General features: G+C 36.0%; 15 protein-coding genes. All 15 read left to right on the forward strand.

Annotated elements, in window-relative coordinates; genetic code table 11:
- Positions 1 to 131 precede the first annotated feature (131 nt).
- The 15 genes from FNE73_RS03565 to gldG all read left to right on the forward strand — a co-directional run bounded on the left by FNE73_RS03565 (position 132) and on the right by gldG (position 18,591).
- On the forward strand, positions 132 to 5,285 hold the full coding sequence (locus FNE73_RS03565; RefSeq protein ID WP_143883390.1) for a T9SS type A sorting domain-containing protein: 5,154 nt from the start codon (positions 132 to 134) through the stop codon (positions 5,283 to 5,285).
- Positions 5,286 to 5,454: 169 nt separating this feature from the next.
- Positions 5,455 to 8,073, forward strand: coding sequence for a fibronectin type III domain-containing protein (locus tag FNE73_RS03570; RefSeq protein ID WP_143883391.1), 2,619 nt, complete (start codon positions 5,455 to 5,457; stop codon positions 8,071 to 8,073).
- A 136-nt stretch (positions 8,074 to 8,209) separates the two neighbouring features.
- Positions 8,210 to 8,665 carry a DUF1569 domain-containing protein gene (locus FNE73_RS03575; protein WP_143883392.1) on the forward strand — a complete coding sequence of 152 codons (456 nt, stop codon included), beginning with the start codon at positions 8,210 to 8,212 and terminating at the stop codon, positions 8,663 to 8,665.
- A gap of 31 nt (positions 8,666 to 8,696) precedes the next feature.
- Positions 8,697 to 9,167 carry a hypothetical protein gene (locus tag FNE73_RS03580; protein ID WP_143883393.1) on the forward strand — a complete coding sequence of 157 codons (471 nt, stop codon included), beginning with the start codon at positions 8,697 to 8,699 and terminating at the stop codon, positions 9,165 to 9,167.
- 103 nt (positions 9,168 to 9,270) lie between these two features.
- Positions 9,271 to 9,642: a VOC family protein gene (locus FNE73_RS03585; protein WP_143883394.1), complete on the forward strand. Its 372-nt coding sequence runs from the start codon at positions 9,271 to 9,273 to the stop codon at positions 9,640 to 9,642.
- 81 nt (positions 9,643 to 9,723) lie between these two features.
- Entirely contained in the window at positions 9,724 to 10,170 is a 447-nt protein-coding gene (locus tag FNE73_RS03590; RefSeq protein ID WP_143883395.1) for a VOC family protein, read from the forward strand.
- A 123-nt stretch (positions 10,171 to 10,293) separates the two neighbouring features.
- Positions 10,294 to 10,968 carry a DUF2490 domain-containing protein gene (locus FNE73_RS03595; RefSeq protein WP_143883396.1) on the forward strand — a complete coding sequence of 225 codons (675 nt, stop codon included), beginning with the start codon at positions 10,294 to 10,296 and terminating at the stop codon, positions 10,966 to 10,968.
- A 10-nt stretch (positions 10,969 to 10,978) separates the two neighbouring features.
- On the forward strand, positions 10,979 to 11,983 hold the full coding sequence (locus FNE73_RS03600; protein ID WP_143883397.1) for a bestrophin family protein: 1,005 nt from the start codon (positions 10,979 to 10,981) through the stop codon (positions 11,981 to 11,983).
- Positions 11,984 to 12,063: 80 nt separating this feature from the next.
- Positions 12,064 to 13,089, forward strand: coding sequence for a glutaminyl-peptide cyclotransferase (locus FNE73_RS03605; protein WP_143883398.1), 1,026 nt, complete (start codon positions 12,064 to 12,066; stop codon positions 13,087 to 13,089).
- A gap of 91 nt (positions 13,090 to 13,180) precedes the next feature.
- A complete protein-coding gene (locus FNE73_RS03610; RefSeq protein ID WP_143883399.1) occupies positions 13,181 to 14,104 on the forward strand; it encodes a hypothetical protein in 924 nt (307 codons plus the stop codon).
- A 21-nt stretch (positions 14,105 to 14,125) separates the two neighbouring features.
- Entirely contained in the window at positions 14,126 to 14,740 is a 615-nt protein-coding gene (locus tag FNE73_RS03615; RefSeq protein WP_089742080.1) for a deoxynucleoside kinase, read from the forward strand.
- Between the two features lie 16 nt (positions 14,741 to 14,756).
- Entirely contained in the window at positions 14,757 to 15,104 is a 348-nt protein-coding gene (locus FNE73_RS03620) for an arsenate reductase family protein (RefSeq protein WP_143883400.1), read from the forward strand.
- Positions 15,105 to 15,562: 458 nt separating this feature from the next.
- Entirely contained in the window at positions 15,563 to 16,111 is a 549-nt protein-coding gene (locus FNE73_RS03625; protein WP_143883401.1) for a CopD family protein, read from the forward strand.
- A 79-nt stretch (positions 16,112 to 16,190) separates the two neighbouring features.
- Positions 16,191 to 16,919 (forward strand): ABC transporter permease subunit, encoded by a 729-nt coding sequence (locus FNE73_RS03630; RefSeq protein WP_143883402.1) that lies wholly within the window; start codon positions 16,191 to 16,193, stop codon positions 16,917 to 16,919.
- A 4-nt stretch (positions 16,920 to 16,923) separates the two neighbouring features.
- Positions 16,924 to 18,591 (forward strand): gliding motility-associated ABC transporter substrate-binding protein GldG, encoded by a 1,668-nt coding sequence (gene gldG / locus FNE73_RS03635; RefSeq protein WP_143883403.1) that lies wholly within the window; start codon positions 16,924 to 16,926, stop codon positions 18,589 to 18,591.
- Positions 18,592 to 18,639 lie beyond the last annotated feature (48 nt).

Raw genomic sequence — 18,639 nt, forward strand, 5'->3', positions numbered from 1 at the left:
TAAATGTTTGTTTAATGAATATTTAATTTATTACACCTTTTTAACATAATGTTTATAAAATATTAAGACTTTTTTTGATTTGTATTATAAATATTTAGTAATTTCATCCCCTAATTTTAATTTAACTGAATATGAAAAAGGCTTATCTTTGGCTCTCGTTGTCCTGCAGTTTTGCAGCAATGAAAGCGCAAACCACGTATTATTCCAAAGCCTCGGCGACGGATTTTACGGCTGTTAGCAGTTGGGGAACTGCAACGGATGGTACAGGCACATCACCAACAAGCATTAGTAATGCAGACAATTTTGTTATCCAAAACAATGCTGCATTGACACTTCCAAGTAATGCTTCAGTGAGACAGCTTACTATTAATTCTGGAAGTTTAACTGTTGCAAGTAACAGTCTTACGGTTTCCAGAGCTGCTGGGAATAATAGTACTTTACTTATTGCTGGAGGTTCATTAATACAGACAGGAGGATCAATTATTTTAAATGGTAATTTCTTAATGACTTCTGGAGCGTTCAACCAATCTGGCGGCGGTATTGTCTTGGATGGAAATGATAATAATACAGCAGCTACTTCGGTTGCTTCTGGCACGGCTTTATTTGCATTAACAGGAGGAACTTCAAATTGTTCTGCAGGAACGATTACGTTAGTAGATCCACATGTAAATACATATTCTGCTGGATCTGGTACTAATAGGTCTGTAAATATAGGTCTCAATACGTCGGTTACATATTTTACAGGGACACATACCTTTATTTTTGGAGATGGTGTGAGTACAACAGCTGGGAATGCGGATGGATTTGTTTTAGAAACTTATTCTAATGGATATGCACCAGTACAAAACGTTATAGTAAATGGCGGCGCAACTACGGGGAGATGGCTTACTGCATCCAATAATAATTCGACAATTTATGGAACTCATATAAAAGGAGATTTAACGATAAATGCCAATGCTGAATTCAGACAGAATTATACTTCAGGATTATTGGCTGTTGGTGGAAATATAATCAATAATGGAACGATGACGGTGCAGGGCTCCACATCGACTTCTGCTTTGGTTTTAGGAACAAACAGTGCATTTACAGTAACGGCACCTCAAAATATTTCTGGCTCAGGTGTTTTTAGAAACCTTACAGCTTCACCGACTGCTAATTTCTCTAATTTAACAATTAATAACCCAGGAGGAGTTACTTTCTCTAATGCAAATTCATTATTAAGTGGAAGTAATACAGGTACGGTATCAGGAACATTGACTTTTACCAATGGAGTTGTGAATACAGGTTCTAATACTTTTGTATTAGGAATATCGGGCACAACAGTAGGTACATTATCGTATACTGCAGGTGGATTTGGTTCAGGTTCTACATTTAGCAGATGGTATGGAACAGCTGGCTCTGGAACTACTATAACAGCTTCTACCATCCCATCTCCAGGTGCAGGTACTTATCCTTTTGTAACAGGTGCTGCAGGTTCTTACAATGTAAATCATTTTCATAGAGCTACAGCGGCTTTAACGGCTGTAGGTCAAATGGCGGTTAAATTTAATGGGGGTGTTGGTACTTCTGCAATAACTCCAATAACTGAGGGTTCATTGACTTATGATAGACAGACAAATGCTAACTGGGTTGTAACAACTTCGGCAGGATATGCTTCTTCCGCAACACATACTATTGCAATTCAAGGTCAGGGAACATTTACGGCTATTACTCCAAATGTTACGATATTAAATAATGGAGCTTTGGCAGGTACTGCACAGGCAGGTACAAACCAGCCGATTGGGCAAAGAGCCGCAGTGCCTGCCGCAAATATAGCTGCAACATATACATTAGCTTCTATTACATCAGAAGCTGCTGTAGAGTCTGCACAATCAGGTCCATGGGAAAGTGCAAGTACATGGGTGGGCGGAGTAGTACCTTCTTCTTGTGCTAGTGTTGGTATTCTTTCGGGGCATACAGTTACTGTCTCTTCTTCTACAACTGCAACGCCAAGTAATGTAATTATTAATCCGGGAGGAGCTTTAGCTGTTACTGGAGGTTCTATAACTGTAGGTTGTGTTAATAGAAATAATTATGTTAACAACAACGGTAGCTTATCAGTATCTGGAGGAACGTTAGTAGTAAATGGTAATATTAATAATGTATCAGGTTCTACTTTTGCCCAAACAGGAGGAAATATAAATGTAGATGGAAACGACGCAGGTGCTACTGCAACAAGTGTAGCTTCGGGTACGCATTTAGTGAATATAGCTACCGGAAATGTAACACTTACTGGTGGAACAATGACCGTAGTAGATCCTCATGCAGCTAACAGTACCAGTTCATTTGCATTTTCTTATTCTGGCGGAACTGCTATAGATAACACGGTTGGTTGGACTTTAAAATTTGGTGATGGATCCTCTACAGATGCAGGAGGAACAACGGCCACTGCTTCAGCTGCAGGAGGATTTATCTGGAATAATGCAGGAAGCAAAATCTATTTCAATAATGTAATAATAGACGGAACTTTAGGAACAAATAGATATGTGTCAAATTCTTCAACAACGATTGGTATTAATACATTAACTATTAATGCAAATGGAGAATTTAGAATGCCTACTTCGGGAATAAGTATTGCAGGTAACTTTACCAATAACGGTACATTTACTCATACTGCTTCTACTTTGAGTTTCCAGGATTTTAAAAATTCAACTGCTTCTGCTTCTACTACACCTCAGACTATTTCAGGAACTGGTGTATTTAGAAATAATATTGTTACTGCAAGCTCTACGGCTAATTTTAATTCAATTACAATTAACAATAGTTCTTCAACGGGTGTTACTTTTGCTAATGCCAATTCGTTATTGAGCGGAGCAAATACAGGAACATTATCAGGAACATTAACATTGACAACAGGTTTTGTAAATACAGGTGCTAATACTTTTGTTTTAGGAACTTCAACTTCCTCCAATGGAACTTTATCTTATACTGCAGGTGGTTTTAGCACAGGTAGTACTTTTGCAAGATGGTGGCCTACTACGACAGGAGGAGCAACTATTACAGCTAATACTACTCCTTCTGGAACAGGAACGGGAGTATATCCTTTTGCTGCAGGAACCTCAACCGCTCTTGTTGCAAGAAATCTTTACTTAAACCAGACAGCAGCTGCAACAACAGGTGGAAGAATTGCAGTAAAATATAATGACGTTGCAGGAACAAATGCCGTAAATATTGTAGACGGAGCATATACCGTAGATACGCAGGCAAGATCTAACTGGGTTGTTTCTCAGTCTGGTATTACAGGAACGCCTACTTATAGTATGGCAATAAACGGACAAAATATTTATCAGTCTGCTAACGGAAACAGCAGAATTACATTGGCTTCGGCTCCGGCTTCAGGGACACATCAGGCTGGAACAACTTACGTAAATGCACAAAGAACAGCTGTTCCATTGTCTAATTTAGCTGATACCTACTATTTAGGTATTGCAGCTTCTGATATTCCTTTTATATCTGTAACAAATGGTAATTGGAATACTGGTTCTACCTGGAACAAAGGAACATTACCATCTTGTACAGATGTAGTGCAAATTGCAGCGGGTACTACAGTAACTGTAAACTCAGCAGGGAATGTGTCTAGAAATATTACTATTAATACTGGAGGAACATTAGTAAGTACTTCAGGAGATTTAACAATAGGTTGTACTCTTAAAAACAATTCATTAGTAAATAATGGAACACTAACAGTTTCAGGTGGTATACTAAACGTAAATGGTAATGTAAATAATGCAAATGGATCAACATTTAATCAATCAGGTGGAGAGATTATTGTAGATGGTAATGATGCAGGTGTGGTGGCTAATTCTGTTGCTTCTGGTACCAATATATTTGGTTTTGGTACTTCAGGAACAGGTGCTGCATTAAATTTAACAGGTGGTAAAATTGTTATTGTAGATCCGCATGCTGCAACTTCAGCAGCAGCAGGTACTTCAAATGGACACGCTTTTGCTTATTGGGGTAATGGTTACCGTGCAGGAGTAAATCATACAATTCAATTAGGAGACGGAGTTTCTACTGATGCAGGTGGACATACAAGTGGTCTTCAGTATAATACTTGGCCAGGCAGTGGATATTTTATTGCTGGTAATTTAGTTATTAATTTATCTACAGGTACAAATAGATTAGTTGTAGCTCCTTACACAGTAGGTATTGAAAAAGATTTAACAATTACTTCCGGTGAGTTAAGATTACCTAGTTCAAAAATTAATGGTAATATTGTAAATAATAGTACACTTACTTCTACTGGTACTTTAGAATTAGCATCATGGGGAGCAGATTTAACATCTTCTGCCTCTAGCGTGGCATCTACAAATGCACAAGCTATATCTGGTACAGGTGTATTCAGAAATTTAGCTACATCCTCTACTGCTAATTTAACTAGTTTCGCTGTAAACAATACAAGCACAGGTGGAGTTACATTAAGTGTACCATTATCAGTAAGTGGAACTTTAACACTTACGGCAGGAAAAGTAAATACAACTTCTGCTAATTTATTAACATTAGGTACAGCAGCAGCAGCAGGTACATTATCTGGAGGTAGTGCAACAGCGTATATTGCTGGACCTTTTGCAAGAACGATTGCAAATGCAAATGCTGCCACTAATTATATATTATATCCTGTAGGTAAAGCGGCTTATGCTCCTATCTGGTTAGCGCCTGTAACTACGGCAGTAACTAATATGCAAGCAGAAGCATTTGATACTAATTCAGGAACTGGATCTGCTACAATCCAGAATTTATCTGCTACAAAAAGATGGGAAGCGCCTTTAGTATCAGGAGCGTTCTCAACAATTAATGTAAGACTAGGAGGTAATGCAATTGCAAGTACGAACTTCCCGGTAATTGCACCAGCTGCAGGTGGGGTATATGATAGTTTATTTGGTACTACAGGTACTTATGTTGCTGGTACGCCAAATACAACACAGTCTACAACTGCATTAGCATTTGCTGATTATACGGGTTTCTTATCTTTTGCTGAATTATCTGCTGCACTTGGAACAGGTGAGATCTTAATTAAAGAGAAATCAATCAAAATTTATCCAAACCCATTCTCTGATGTATTAAACATTTCAGATATCAAGAATGTAAAATCAATCTCTGTAATTGATATTGCAGGTAGAGTGGTTAAATCTTTTGATAAACCTTCGGCTACTCTTCAGTTAAGAGAACTAAATTCAGGAATGTATTTAGTGGTACTTAATATGAATGATGGTACTAAACAAACTTTAAAAGCTATTAAAAAATAATTTTTAATGTAAATTAATGAGAAGGTGGTCTGAATGACCACCTTTTTTTGCTTTTATAATGTCTATAAATATTTATATTATTTTGAATAATGCTCAAAAAAATATCATATTGTTTGTTGATGTGGTATTTATTTTTTATTTTTAACTATTAAATTAAAAACTTGTAGACATGAAGAAAACTTATCTTTTGTTTGTGCTTTTTTCTGCCATCTGGATGAGTGCACAGACTTATTGTACACCAAACTACGCCAGTGGCTGTGACGGTGGAGATCAAATTAATGACTTTAAAATCCCTACCGCTGGTTTCACACATTTAGGAACCGGATGTTCTGCAGGAACATATGGTGATTTTTTTGCAACTCAAACAATAACCTTGTCACCGACAATTCCTTACGCTTTTGAGGTTGTGCATGATTATGCAAATCAATATGTAAGGATTTACGTCGACTTTAACAATGACGGAACTTTTGATGAAACTTCAGAATTGATTGGTTCAGGCAATAGCGGAACAACCATGATTACAAACGGAACTATCAATATCCCTTCAGCAGTTACTCCCGGAAATTATCGAATGAGAGTAGCAGACAGATGGAATACCGCTCCCACATCTTGCGATACATCAGGTTACGGCGAGGCGCATGATTATAAGCTTACTGTAACTGCACCCCCTTCATGTATTGCTCCTACTTCGCTCACAGTATCTGGAATTACTCCAACAAGTGTTACTGTTTCCTGGGCAAGTCCTTCCACAGTTCCGTCCTCCGGATATGATGTGTTTTATTCAAATACAGGTGTTGTTCCTACGGCTGCTACTGCACCATTGCTGAATGTAACAAACCCTACCGTTACAATCACATCGCTTACACCGGGTAGTAATTATTGTGTTTGGATTCGATCAAAATGCACGGCAACAACTACCAGTAACTGGGTAAATGTTTGTTTTGTTACAAGCTGTGTTGCTTCAAATGTACCTTATATTCAGGATTTTGAAAGTGCTGCTGTTCCAGCAATGCCAAACTGTACTTTAGCTGTTAATACAGGCTCAGGTAACAATTGGATCATCGAAAACAATCCTGGAAATGGTTTTACGAATAAAACACTCACCTATAAATACAACTCGCAAAATGCTGCCAATGCATGGTTCTTTACCAATGGAATCAATCTTACGGCAGGTACAGTATACAGAATTAAATATGCCTACGGCAACAATAGTTCAACTTATGCTGAAAAATTGAAAGTTACTTATGGTACAGCGGCCAATTCGGCTTCGCAAAATACCACAATACATGATTATTCCAATATTGTAAATATATTAACACCGCAGACAGATTTTTACACATTTACCCCAGCATCAACCGGAGTTTATTATTTCGGATTTAATGTGTATTCTGATGCAGATATGTTTAATTTGTATGTGGATGATATCGTTATTGAGGTAAACCCTACTTGCGTAGAACCTTCTGCTCTCACATCAAGTGCAGTTACGCCTTTTACGGCTACGGTTTCATGGATGGCTCCTGCTTCAGCTCCTGCAAACGGATATGAATACTATCTTTCCACAAGCAATACTGCACCTACAGCAACTACAACAGCAACAGGTACAGCGACTTCAACAAGTGTAAATCTTTCATCGCTTAACTCCTCAACACAGTATTATATCTGGGTAAGATCATTATGCAGCGCAACCACTAAAAGCTCTTGGTCACCAATGGCAATGTTTACAACTCAGAGTTTTTGTCCTACAGTAACTAGTCCTGCAAACGGAGTAAGCGGAACTTCTATTACACCAACAATTACATGGAGTACTATGAGTGGAGCTACAGGATACAGAATTACGGTAGGAACTACTTCAGGAGGATCAGATGTTGTAAATAATGCAGATTTGGGTAATATGACAACTTATACATTTGGTACTTCGTTAGCTTATAATACCACATATTATTACACTATTAATGCATACAATGCCGGATCAATTTCCAGCAATTGTTTAGTGAGAAGTTTTACCACACAATGTGATGCTATTACTCCAACTTATACCAACAATTTCTCATCAGTCAATACAGCTTGCTGGAATCAAGGATCTGGAGGATCTGTTGCAACAGGACCTTCAGGAAACTCAACTTACTGGTATGCTGATGGGTTTGCAAACGTAGGAAGTACTGGGGCGGCAAAAATCAACTTGTACAGTACCAATATCACAGGATGGTTGATGACTCCTACATTCAATTTAGCAGGTGGAGTTTATACAATTTCTTTTGATTATGCAATGACAGAATATAGTTCAACTAATGCAGGTAGTCTTGGTTCTGATGATAAAATTGAGGTTCTTATGTCAACAGACAATGGTGCTACTTGGACTTCTATTCAGTCTTGGAATGAATCTACCAATATTCCGAATGTCTCTACTACATTTACGTATACTATAACAGGGGCGACAGCTCAGACAAAGTTTGCATTCTATGGTAGCTCTGGAACTGTTAATGATACCGCAGATAACGATTTCTTTATTGATAACTTCTCAATAACTTCTACATTGTCAACCGTAGAGAATTCATTAGATAGAAATAAAGTTCAGGCATATCCGAATCCGTTTGTTGATGTCTTAAATATTTCAGACATTAAAAATGTAAAATCTATTTCTGTCATAGATATTGCCGGAAGACTGGTGAAATCATTTGAAAAACCAAGTAACATTCTTCATTTAAGAGAATTGAATGCGGGAGTTTACCTTGTTGTTCTTAATATGAACGATGGTACTAAGCAAACCATTAAGGCGATTAAAAAATAATCTTTAAATAATAGTTTAAATAAACAGAGCAGAAATTATTCTGCTCTGTTTTTGTATTCGACTGATTGCCGTATTTTATGCTGATATTTCACACCACAAAAAAAACTGATATATTTGTTTAAAAGAATAAACCATTATGGAAAATGTATTTGACCCGAAAGATGCTCAGAATTATATTAACAGAATCAATAATTTGGTAGAAGATACCCATGGTTTGTGGGGTAGAATGACGGTCGACCAAATGCTGGCTCACTGCTCTGTAACCTACGAAATGGTTTATGAGCCTGAAAAACATAAAAAGCCGGGCGCAATAGCAAAGTTTATACTCAAAACATTTGTAAAACCAAAAGTGGTTGGAGAAAAATCTTATCCTAAAGATTCTCCCACTGCACCACAATTTTTGATAAAAGAAAGAAAAAATTTTGATGAAGAAAAAAGGAGACTGATTGGTTTTATTCAGAAAACTCAGCAATTGGGAGCTTCGGCTTTTGATGGTAAAGAATCTTTTTCTTTCGGAAAACTTACTTCCCAGGAATGGAATAATATGTTTGCTAAACATCTTAACCATCATTTGAGCCAGTTCGGAGTTTAATATCCGGTTTCATTGAATAAAACAAAACCCTATGAAAAAATTTTTATTTTTCTTATTACTCATGCCTTTTTTTCTGCTTTCGCAGATGCCGGATATTTCCAAAGTCTGGCTCAATAATTCCAACCCTTATATCGGGACGATAGGCAATGATAATCAGAAAATTAAGCTTAAAATAAATATTTCTGAGCAGAATAAGAAAAATGACCAGGAATATTTTGTTTCGGGATATTCTCTTGTTGATAACAATTATACAAAGTTTGAAGGGAAATTTACCATTATCAAATACAAGGATGGTAAGAAAGACGGAGCGGTATATGGCGATTATGAATTAGCTGAAGAAAGTAAAGGGAAACATTCCGGTATTTTTTCGGGTATGTTTATTTATCATTTTAAATGGAATAAAAAGACAGAAAAAATTGAAAACCATTCTATTGAATTGACAGGTGACTGGAGAAGCTATGACAGAAGTTTAGATTTTAAAACAAAACTTAAAAATTTTTGATTACATTTTTAAAACCGCAAAACTTTAATTCGTAAAAATATTTGCGTATTTTCTGTCAAATTTCAATATAATTAATAACTGAAAATCAATTAAAAATAAAGCAATGAAATTAGGAGCTTTCTCTATCAGTTTAAGTGTAAAAGATTTAGCTAAATCCAAAGAATTTTACGAAAAACTGGGCTTTAATGCTATGGGCGGCAGTATGGAGCATAATTATCTTATCATGAAAAATGAAGACACCTTAATTGGTCTATTTCAGGCGATGTTTGATGGAAATATGCTGACTTTCAACCCGGGATGGGATCATAACGCTCAGAATTTGGAATCATTTGACGATGTTAGAAAAATTCAGAAGCATTTAAAGCATCATAATGTTGAGCTGGAAAAAGAAGCCGATGAAAATTCATCAGGTCCCGAACATATCTATCTTAAAGATCCGGACGGAAATATGATTCTTATTGATCAGCACAGATAGATCTTTTTGTAATGGCTAATCAATGATAAAGAATAGTAATAATAATTAATAATCATCAATAAAAACCTATATCAAACAATTATGGCAACAGTAAACGTATATCTTACATTTAACGGAAATTGCAGACAGGCTTTCGAATTTTATCAGTCAGTTTTTGGAGGAGAAATTCCTTACATGGGTACCTTTGGCGATATGCCGCCTGCGGAAGGTAAAGAAATGCCGGAAGAAGAAAAAAATAAAGTTATGCATGTTTGCCTCCCTATTTCTAATGAAACAATGTTAATGGGAAGTGACACAGGCGGAGAATGGGCTTCTCAGTTTAAAGAAGGTAATAATTACGCCATTTCAATAAATGCAGACACAAGAGATGAAGCAGATAAGTTATTCAATGGTCTTTCAAATGGCGGAAATATTACAATGCCAATGGCTGATACATTTTGGGGAGCTTATTTCGGAATGTTTACCGATAAATTTGGAATAAACTGGATGGTTAATTATGACGATCCTGAAAAGCAGCAACATCCTTAGCAATAAAGCCGGCAGATTTGTTCTGCCGTTTTTTTATTGAATGAATGCAGAGCATTATATTTTGTTTGATAGGTAATTATAATTAGATTTGTGCTGATTGATAGGCAATGTAAATAATAAACTATGATATTTTTTAAGAAGTCGATATTGGTGTTGATGTGCGCTCTGGGAGTTACTGCTATTGCTCAAAATAGTGATTTAGGAGCTTGGTATATGTATTTCGGAAACAATAAAATCAGTGAAAAGTTTAATTTTCATAACGAAATCCAGTACAGGAATTTTGATGCAGGGACAGATTTGGAACAATTGCTCATCAGAACCGGGATTGGCTATGATCTTACAGAAAACAACAATAATATCTTGCTGGGTTATGGTTTTATTTTAAGCCAGCCTTATATTAGAGGTGAGAAATCTGAAAATATTGAACACAGAATCTTCCAGCAGTATATTACAAGACAAAAATTCGGCAGATTTTTCGTTCAGCACCGTTACCGCCTGGAAGAGCGTTTTTTACAGGATGATTTCAGAATGCGTTTCCGGTATTTTTTAGGATTAAATATTCCGATCAATAATAAAGAAATGCTTCCAAAAACATGGTATGCTTCCGCTTACAATGAGATTTTTCTTCATTTTGACAACCCTGTTTTTGACAGAAACCGTGTCTATGGAGCTGTAGGATTTGTTATCAACAAAAATATGCGGATTGAGGCAGGATATATGAATCAGATCCAGGAAAATAGAAACCGGGGACAGATACAGATAGGATTTTACAACAATATTCCTTTCACAAAGAATTAATTAATAGTATATGCATTCAGGAAAAAAATTTAGTGCGACAGAATTTATTGTCTGGACGAAGAGAAGCATTTTTGTTCTTTCGCTTTGGGCGGCAGTTCCTACGATACTTTATTATTTAGGACTTACTTTTCTGTCATTTCCGTGGCAGCCGATTGCAATTATGGGAACTGCGGTAGCTTTTATCGTTGGCTTTAAAAATAATGCAAGCTACAGCAGGCTCTGGGAAGCAAGGCAGATTTACGGATCAATCATCAATGATAGCAGAAGTTTCGGCTATATCTTAAGAGACGCATTGTCCGGAAAAAATCCGGCTAAAGTAAAAATGATGTTTGAGCGGCATTATGCATGGCTTACAGCACTTCGTTTTCAGCTGAGAGAACATAGGGATTGGGAAAAAGTGAATTTGGCACAGTTTGAAGAATATGCAAAAAAATATGAAGTTGAGGAAAAAAAGTTTAAAGTAGAAAATGAGCTTAAAAAATTTCTTTCTGAAAAAGAGCTGGAGTACGTTTTAAGTAAAAAAAACCGTGCAACACAGTTAATGGCAATTCAGAGCAGAGAGCTTTCCGAGGCTTATTCAAGGGGAGAAATCAATGATTTTCAGTGGACACAGATCAATCAGCAACTGGTGAAATTTACGGATAATCAGGGAAAGGCAGAAAGAATAAAAAATTTCCCCTATCCAAGGAATTTCTCATCCATAACCACTTATCTTCTGCATCTCTTTATCATATTTGTACCTTACGGATTGGTAAAAGAATTTGATAAAATGGGAGATGGAACTTTACTGGAAAATTATACACTCTGGTTTAATATTCCGTTTTCACTATTGGTTACATGGTGTTTTCATACTTTAGACAGCGTAGGAGAGGCTTCTGTAAATCCGTTTGAAGGAAGTCCGAATGATGTTCCGATTACGCAGATCAGCAGAACTATAGAAATAGACATGCGAGATATGCTTGATGAAGACAATCTTCCGCCGCCTATTACGCCACAAAACAGTATTGTTTTATAGTGTAGTATAGATCAAACAATAGAAACAATTAGCAAAGCGTTATAAATTTTGCTATTTTTGAAAAAATTTTAGGAATCATAATGAAAAATAAAATAATAGCGGGGTTTGCAGCATTATTACTGATCGTTTCATGTAATAATAATGATAAGATGCTGTCTTCTCTTGCAGATTACAACAATGGAATGGAACAGAAAGGTTATCATTTTGGTGATAAGCTCAATCTTCCTGATGAAGTTCTGGAAAATGCAGAAAGCATTACCATAAGTTTTGGCGAAAAAGAATCAAACAGTCTTATCATAGATCCTAAATATTTTACATTAGGTGATAATGCGGTAACTTTTAACATCAAAACCAAAGGCGGAGAAACTTTATATCAGGATGCGACCATTAATGTTTACAGCAAAACTCCTGAAAAGGCTATCAATTATGAAATTGTTGCTGAGTATCCTCATGATCCTGCTAATTTTGTTCAGGGATTTCAATATGACGGAAGTTTGATCTATGAAAGTGAAGGGCAGTACGGATCTTCCAGATTAATTGCCTATAAACTGGGCGATACAATTCCTGTAAAACAAACAAAACAGCCGGATGATGTTTTTTCGGAAGGAAGTACAATTGCCGGCGACAAAATCTTTCAGTTAACCTGGGAAAACAAGAAAGGTTTAGTATATGATAAAAATTCATTGAGCCTGAAGTCCGAATTTCCTTATACAAGTATGATGAATCAGGGTTGGGGTCTTACGTATGACGGGAAAAACCTTATTGCTTCAGACGGAACCAAAAACCTTTATTTTCTTGATGTAAACGATCCTTCCAAAATGGTAAGATATATTTCAGTAGCAGGAAATACAAGCGTTTATGATCAGCTTAACGAGCTTGAATACTACAAAGGACATATTTACGCCAATGTTTGGCACAAACCGATTATCTTAAAAATCAATCCCGCCAACGGAGAGGTTGTGGGAAGATTTGATTTTTCTAAAATTGCACAGCCTTATACAGATGACAATAGTGAGCATGTTTTGAATGGGATTGCCTTTAAAGGCGATAATATGCTGATTACCGGAAAAAACTGGTCGAAAATTTATGAAGTAATCATTAAATAGTTGAAAACATCATCATAATTTTTTCTGCAATAAAGTAAAAATAATGTAAATTGGTAGCGTTCCTTAGGAACGCTATCTTAGTAAAGAAGATTTGAGATTATTACAATTTTTGTTCGTTATTCTGTTCTGTACCATATCGGCGCAGAAAGTACTTCCTTTTGACAGTTTAAAGCTAAAGGAAACCAGAGATATGTTTGCTGATGACTACGGGAATCTGTATCTATACAAAAACAAAGATTTCAGCTTTACTAAATATGATTCTTTAGGAAGGCAGCTGGGCAAAATGATGCTCACCGTTCCTTTTAAAGTTCAGGGAGTGCAAAATCCCCTGAGTATAGCTTTGTTTTCGGAAAATGCTCAGGAAATGAAATTTGTAGATCAGAATCTCAATGAGATTCAAAGGCTTGATTTCAAGCAAAAGTTTGGCTTTATCAAACAAGCCTATGCGGAAGATCTGCAGCAGGTCTGGCTGATTGACGAAAGCAGTAAAAGGCTGCTTCAGTATAATTTCAGGAATGATATTACCATCAATTCTTACCCTTACACGGTAAATATGGATGAGATCATTGATCTGCTTGTTTTTGAAAATAGACTCTACATTTTATCTAAAAATACATTCAGGGTTTTTAATCTGAAATTTGATAAGCTTTTTGAAGCTCCGGTAGAAAATGCCAAGAGATTTCGCCGTGAAAATGAAAATATTCTGATTGTCACAAAAACTGCGGTTTTCAAATATATTCAGAACAAAGAGCTTTTAAAATTATTTGAAGATCCCGAAACACAGATTGTGGATAAAAACTCACTGGCATATTTTGAAATAAAAGGCAACAAACTGTATCTTTACAGCCTTGAAAATTTACGTAAAGCAAAGCCTCAGAAATCTTTGGAAGAACTTGAAAAAACTAAACAGGAACTTGAAGAAGAGATAGAAAAACTGGAAAAGGAGAAGACTGAAAAAGGTGATATTTTAAAAATCATCGAAGAAATTTCCAACGTAGAATCTTTTGGTATTTAAACAAAAACTCTCATATACAATATGCACATTGCTGTCACAGGAAACATCGGAGCCGGAAAAACGACACTTACAACCATGCTTGCCAAACATTACGGCTGGGATGCGCAGTTCGAAGATGTAGATCATAATCCTTATCTGGAAGACTTTTATGCCGATATGAGCAAGTGGAGTTTTGCACTTCAGATTTATTTTCTTGGAAGCAGATTTCGTCAGGTAAAAGAAATAAGAGAAAGTGGCAAAAATATTATTCAGGATCGTACGATTTATGAAGATGCTCACATTTTTGCGGAAAATCTTAATGATATGAAACTTCTTTCAGACAGAGATTTCAAAAATTATGCTTCGCTTTTTGATCTGATGAAAACTTTTGTTTCGGCACCCGATTTGCTTATTTATTTAAAGTCTGATGTTCCTAATCTCGTAAAGAAAATTTACAAAAGAGGAAGAGAGTACGAAGCCTCCATCAGCATAGAATATTTATCTAAGCTAAATCAGAAATACGAAAAATGGATCGACGGTTATACAGAAGGAAAACTTCTGGTAATTGAAGTAGATGATCTGGATTTTGTAGAAAAACCTGAAGATTTTGGATTTATTCTTGAAAAAATTGATGCGGAACTCAACGGTTTATTCTAATCAGTAAAAATTTAACATGATAAAGGTCTTGCATAACGGAAGCTGTTCAAAATCCAACGCTATTTTAGAATATCTGGATGAAAATGGTGTTCAGTTTGAAATCATTAATATTATGGAAGATCCTCTAAGCGTTTTGGAACTCAAAACAGTTTTGAAGAAACTCAATCAGCCTATCTCCCATATTATCAGAAAAAAAGAGAAGCTTTATCTTGAAAAATTTGCAGGTAAAAATATTTCGGAAGAAGAATGGCTGAAGATTTTATGTGAAAACCCGTCTCTTATTCAGCGACCTATAATCATCAAAGGTTCTGTAGCTATGCTTGGAAGACCTATAGAAAATGTAAAGTTTTTTATTGAAAAGTAGGCTAAGCTAGTTAATACTTCCAGCTTAGAATCAAATAATATTGCAACAAATAATATTCAGTAGTTTGAAAATAACTGCTGTTTTTTTATATTTTATTATTCTACGTTTGTAGAATATGTTTATGGTATTTACATAAATATTTACGATGAAAAATAATATTGTTATCTTAATCTTGAATCGGCTTTATCAAAAAAATAAAACCAGAACAGAGTCTCCAATACCAAAATATTTCATTCTTATGGCAGAATAATGGAAAAAAGTCAGTCCCGGCTGGATGTTAAAGAAAACGGAAAACAACTGATATTACTACGGTGACTGGAAATGTTATGATGAAAACGGAAAGCTGGAAACTATTAAGAAATATGATAATAGTAAAAAAACAGACAGCGTCGCTATTAAACGGTAATTTTTGAATACATCATCTGCAAAATCATTATCTTTGCAGACAAATTAAAAGGATGCTGTATACCATCATCAAAGCATTGCACATTATTTTTATGGTAAGCTATTTTGCGGGGATTTTTTACCTCGTGAGAATTTTTGTGTATTATAAAGATACCGATGCGTTCTATGATGAAAAAAAACAGATCCTCAGAGAGCAGTATACTTTTATGGCTCGAAGACTTTGGAACATTATCACGGTTCCTGCAGGGGTTATCATGGCAGTCTGCGGATTAATTTTGATTTTTCTCAACTTCGGATTGATGAAAACTCCATGGTTCCATCTCAAGCTCACCTTCTTAATCGGGCTTGCCGCTTATCATTACTGGTGCTGGCAAAAAGTAAAGCAGCTGGTAAAACTCAACGGAAATACTCTGGAAACAGCTAATCTGAAACTAAGACAGGCGAATGAAATTGCTACATTTATTTTGTTCCTTGTTGTTTTTACGGTCATATTAAAATCTTCAGTTATTGAATATTGGTGGCAATTAATTACCGGATTTTTCGTTCTGGTATTTTTGATCATGATGACCGTGAAGCTGGTGAACAAGAAAAAGAAAAAATAATAATGGCTTTAGGCTAAAGGTAATAAAAAATAAGCTTTGCCTGCTGCTTATAGCATATTCTTACTGCAAATTAAAAACTATGATTGCAATACTTAAAAAAGAACTTTGGAGTTACTTCGGGAACTGGAGCGCATGGGTAATCATTGCGGCATTCAGTCTCATCACAACATTGTTTTTGTTTTTTTTCGAAAATGACTCTAATATTTTTGACATCGGACTTGCTTCACTGCAAAGCTATTTCGTTTTGGTTCCGTGGCTTTTGATGTTTATCATTCCGGCATTGTCTATGAAAACCTTTGCTGAAGAGCAGCAGACAGGAACTTTAAACTGGCTTTTTTCACAGCCTATGAAAGTGTCTGATTTGGTATTTGGTAAGTTTTTTTCTGTTTGGATTGTCGGAATCCTTTGCCTTATTCCATCACTTATCTATTTTTATACTGTTTTTGTTCTGGGCGTTCCGGAAGGAAATATTGATATGGGAATGACTTTTGGCAGTTACTTTGGTCTCATTATGCTCATTGCGGCATTTGCAGGAGTAGGTATTTTAGCATCGTCGCTTTCACAAAATCAGATTATGGCTTATTTATTAGGCGTTTTTATGTGCTTTATCATGTATTTCGGAATTGAGCAGTTGGCGAGTTATAAATTGTTGGGAGGAGCAGATTTTATTTTACAGAATTTAGGTTTTTATCATCATTTCTTAGGATTTACCAGAGGATTGATAGACTTCAGAGATGTTGCCTATTTTATTTTCGTCATCGGTTTGAGTTTAGCATTATCTAATCATTTTATCACCAAAAAGAAGTAAGAATATGAAGAAGATCAACCTAAAATCTCCATTCGGAATTTTGCTTATCATTATTTTACCATTGGTAGTAATCATGATGTTTTCCGGAATCCGTTTAGATCTAACCAAAGAAAAAAGATACACGCTTTCTGAAAGCACCGTAAAAGTTCTGGAATCTATAAAAAAACCTTTAACTGTTGAGGTATATCTGGAGGGCGATTTCCCTGCAAGCTTCAAGCAGCTGCAGAACGAAACTAAATTTATGCTGGAAGAATTCAGAAAAATAAATCCTAAAATAGATTTCAAATTTATTGATCCTATTAAAACCAAAATGTCTCAGGATACTTTGATGGCAATGGGAATGCAGCCTTCCATTCTTCCGGATGTGAAAGACGGTAAAGTAACTCAGATCCGTTTGTTTCCTTATGCCGTAGTAAAATACAACCAGAGAGGCGTTTCTATTCCTTTGGTGGTAGAGCAGGCAAACATCAATGCTGATGAACAGCTTAGGAAATCTATTGAGAATCTTGAATATAACTTGGTTTCCAATATCAAATCTGTTGCGGAAGATAAAAGAAAAAAAGTAGGTATTCTAGTAAATCAGGATGAGCTGGGTCCTCGAGAATTTGAAGGATTTATGCAGCTTGCTCTGGAAAATTATGACGCCGGTCCTGTAGTTCCGCAGAATAATGTTGAGCTGACGATGGCAGATCTTCCTTTGCTGAAAAAAATGAGCGCACTGGTGATCGCAAAACCCAGAAAAGCTTTTACTGACAATGAAAAAGTAATTTTGGATCAATACATCATGAATGGTGGGAAAACACTTTGGATGATTGATGCTGTGAATGCTGAAATGGATACTTTAACAAGATCTAAAAAAGTAATGCCGTTTCCGATTGATATTAATATGACCGATTTTTTCTTCAATTATGGTCTTAGAATCAATTCTGCGCTGGTAAAAGATGTAAAGAAATATGCACTCCTCAAACTCGTAACCGGTGAAGTAGGAGGGAATGCACAATATACAAGTCTTCCATGGCCGTATTTTCCTTTGGGAATTGCAGAGCAGGAGCATCCGGTTACCAAAAATATCAATCCGGTAAAACTGGAATTTCCGACTTCCATTGATACTTTGGGCGGAAAGAAATTTAAAACCCATGTACTGTTTGAATCGAGTGAAAGAACTTTGCTGAAGCAGGTTCCGAACTATGTGGAGCTGAAAGAAATTGCAAGTGTAGACAGTCTTGGACAAATGGAAAAACCGAGTACGCCAAAAATTTTCGCTGTTGCTCTAGAAGGAAAATTCAGTTCTGCATATGCTTCAAGAATAGAAAGAAAATCATATCCTGGCTTTAAGGCTACAAGTCCTGAAAACAAAATGATTGTCATTGCAGACGGTGATGTGGGAAGAAATAAGGTCATTAAAGGTCAGCCTTTGCCTTTGGGAGTTGATATGCTGACTGATGAGCAGTTTGGTAATGAGCAATTCCTCAGAAATGCGTTAGATTATCTTCTGGATGACAGCAATATTATGGATCTCAGAAACCGGAATATTGAAGAACGTCTTTTGGATCGTCACAGAATCAGTGAAGAGCGCTCAAAATGGCAATACCTGAATTTAGTTTTACCTTTAGCGATTATTGCATTATTAGGAGGATTGTTCTTCTGGTTAAGAAAGAAAAAGTTCGGATAAAAAGAAAAGAGAAACTGTTGAGGTTTCTCTTTTTTATTTTAATTCAGA

Origin of the sequence: Chryseobacterium binzhouense (assembly GCF_007474545.1) — a bacterium.
GTDB lineage: Bacteria > Bacteroidota > Bacteroidia > Flavobacteriales > Weeksellaceae > Chryseobacterium > Chryseobacterium binzhouense.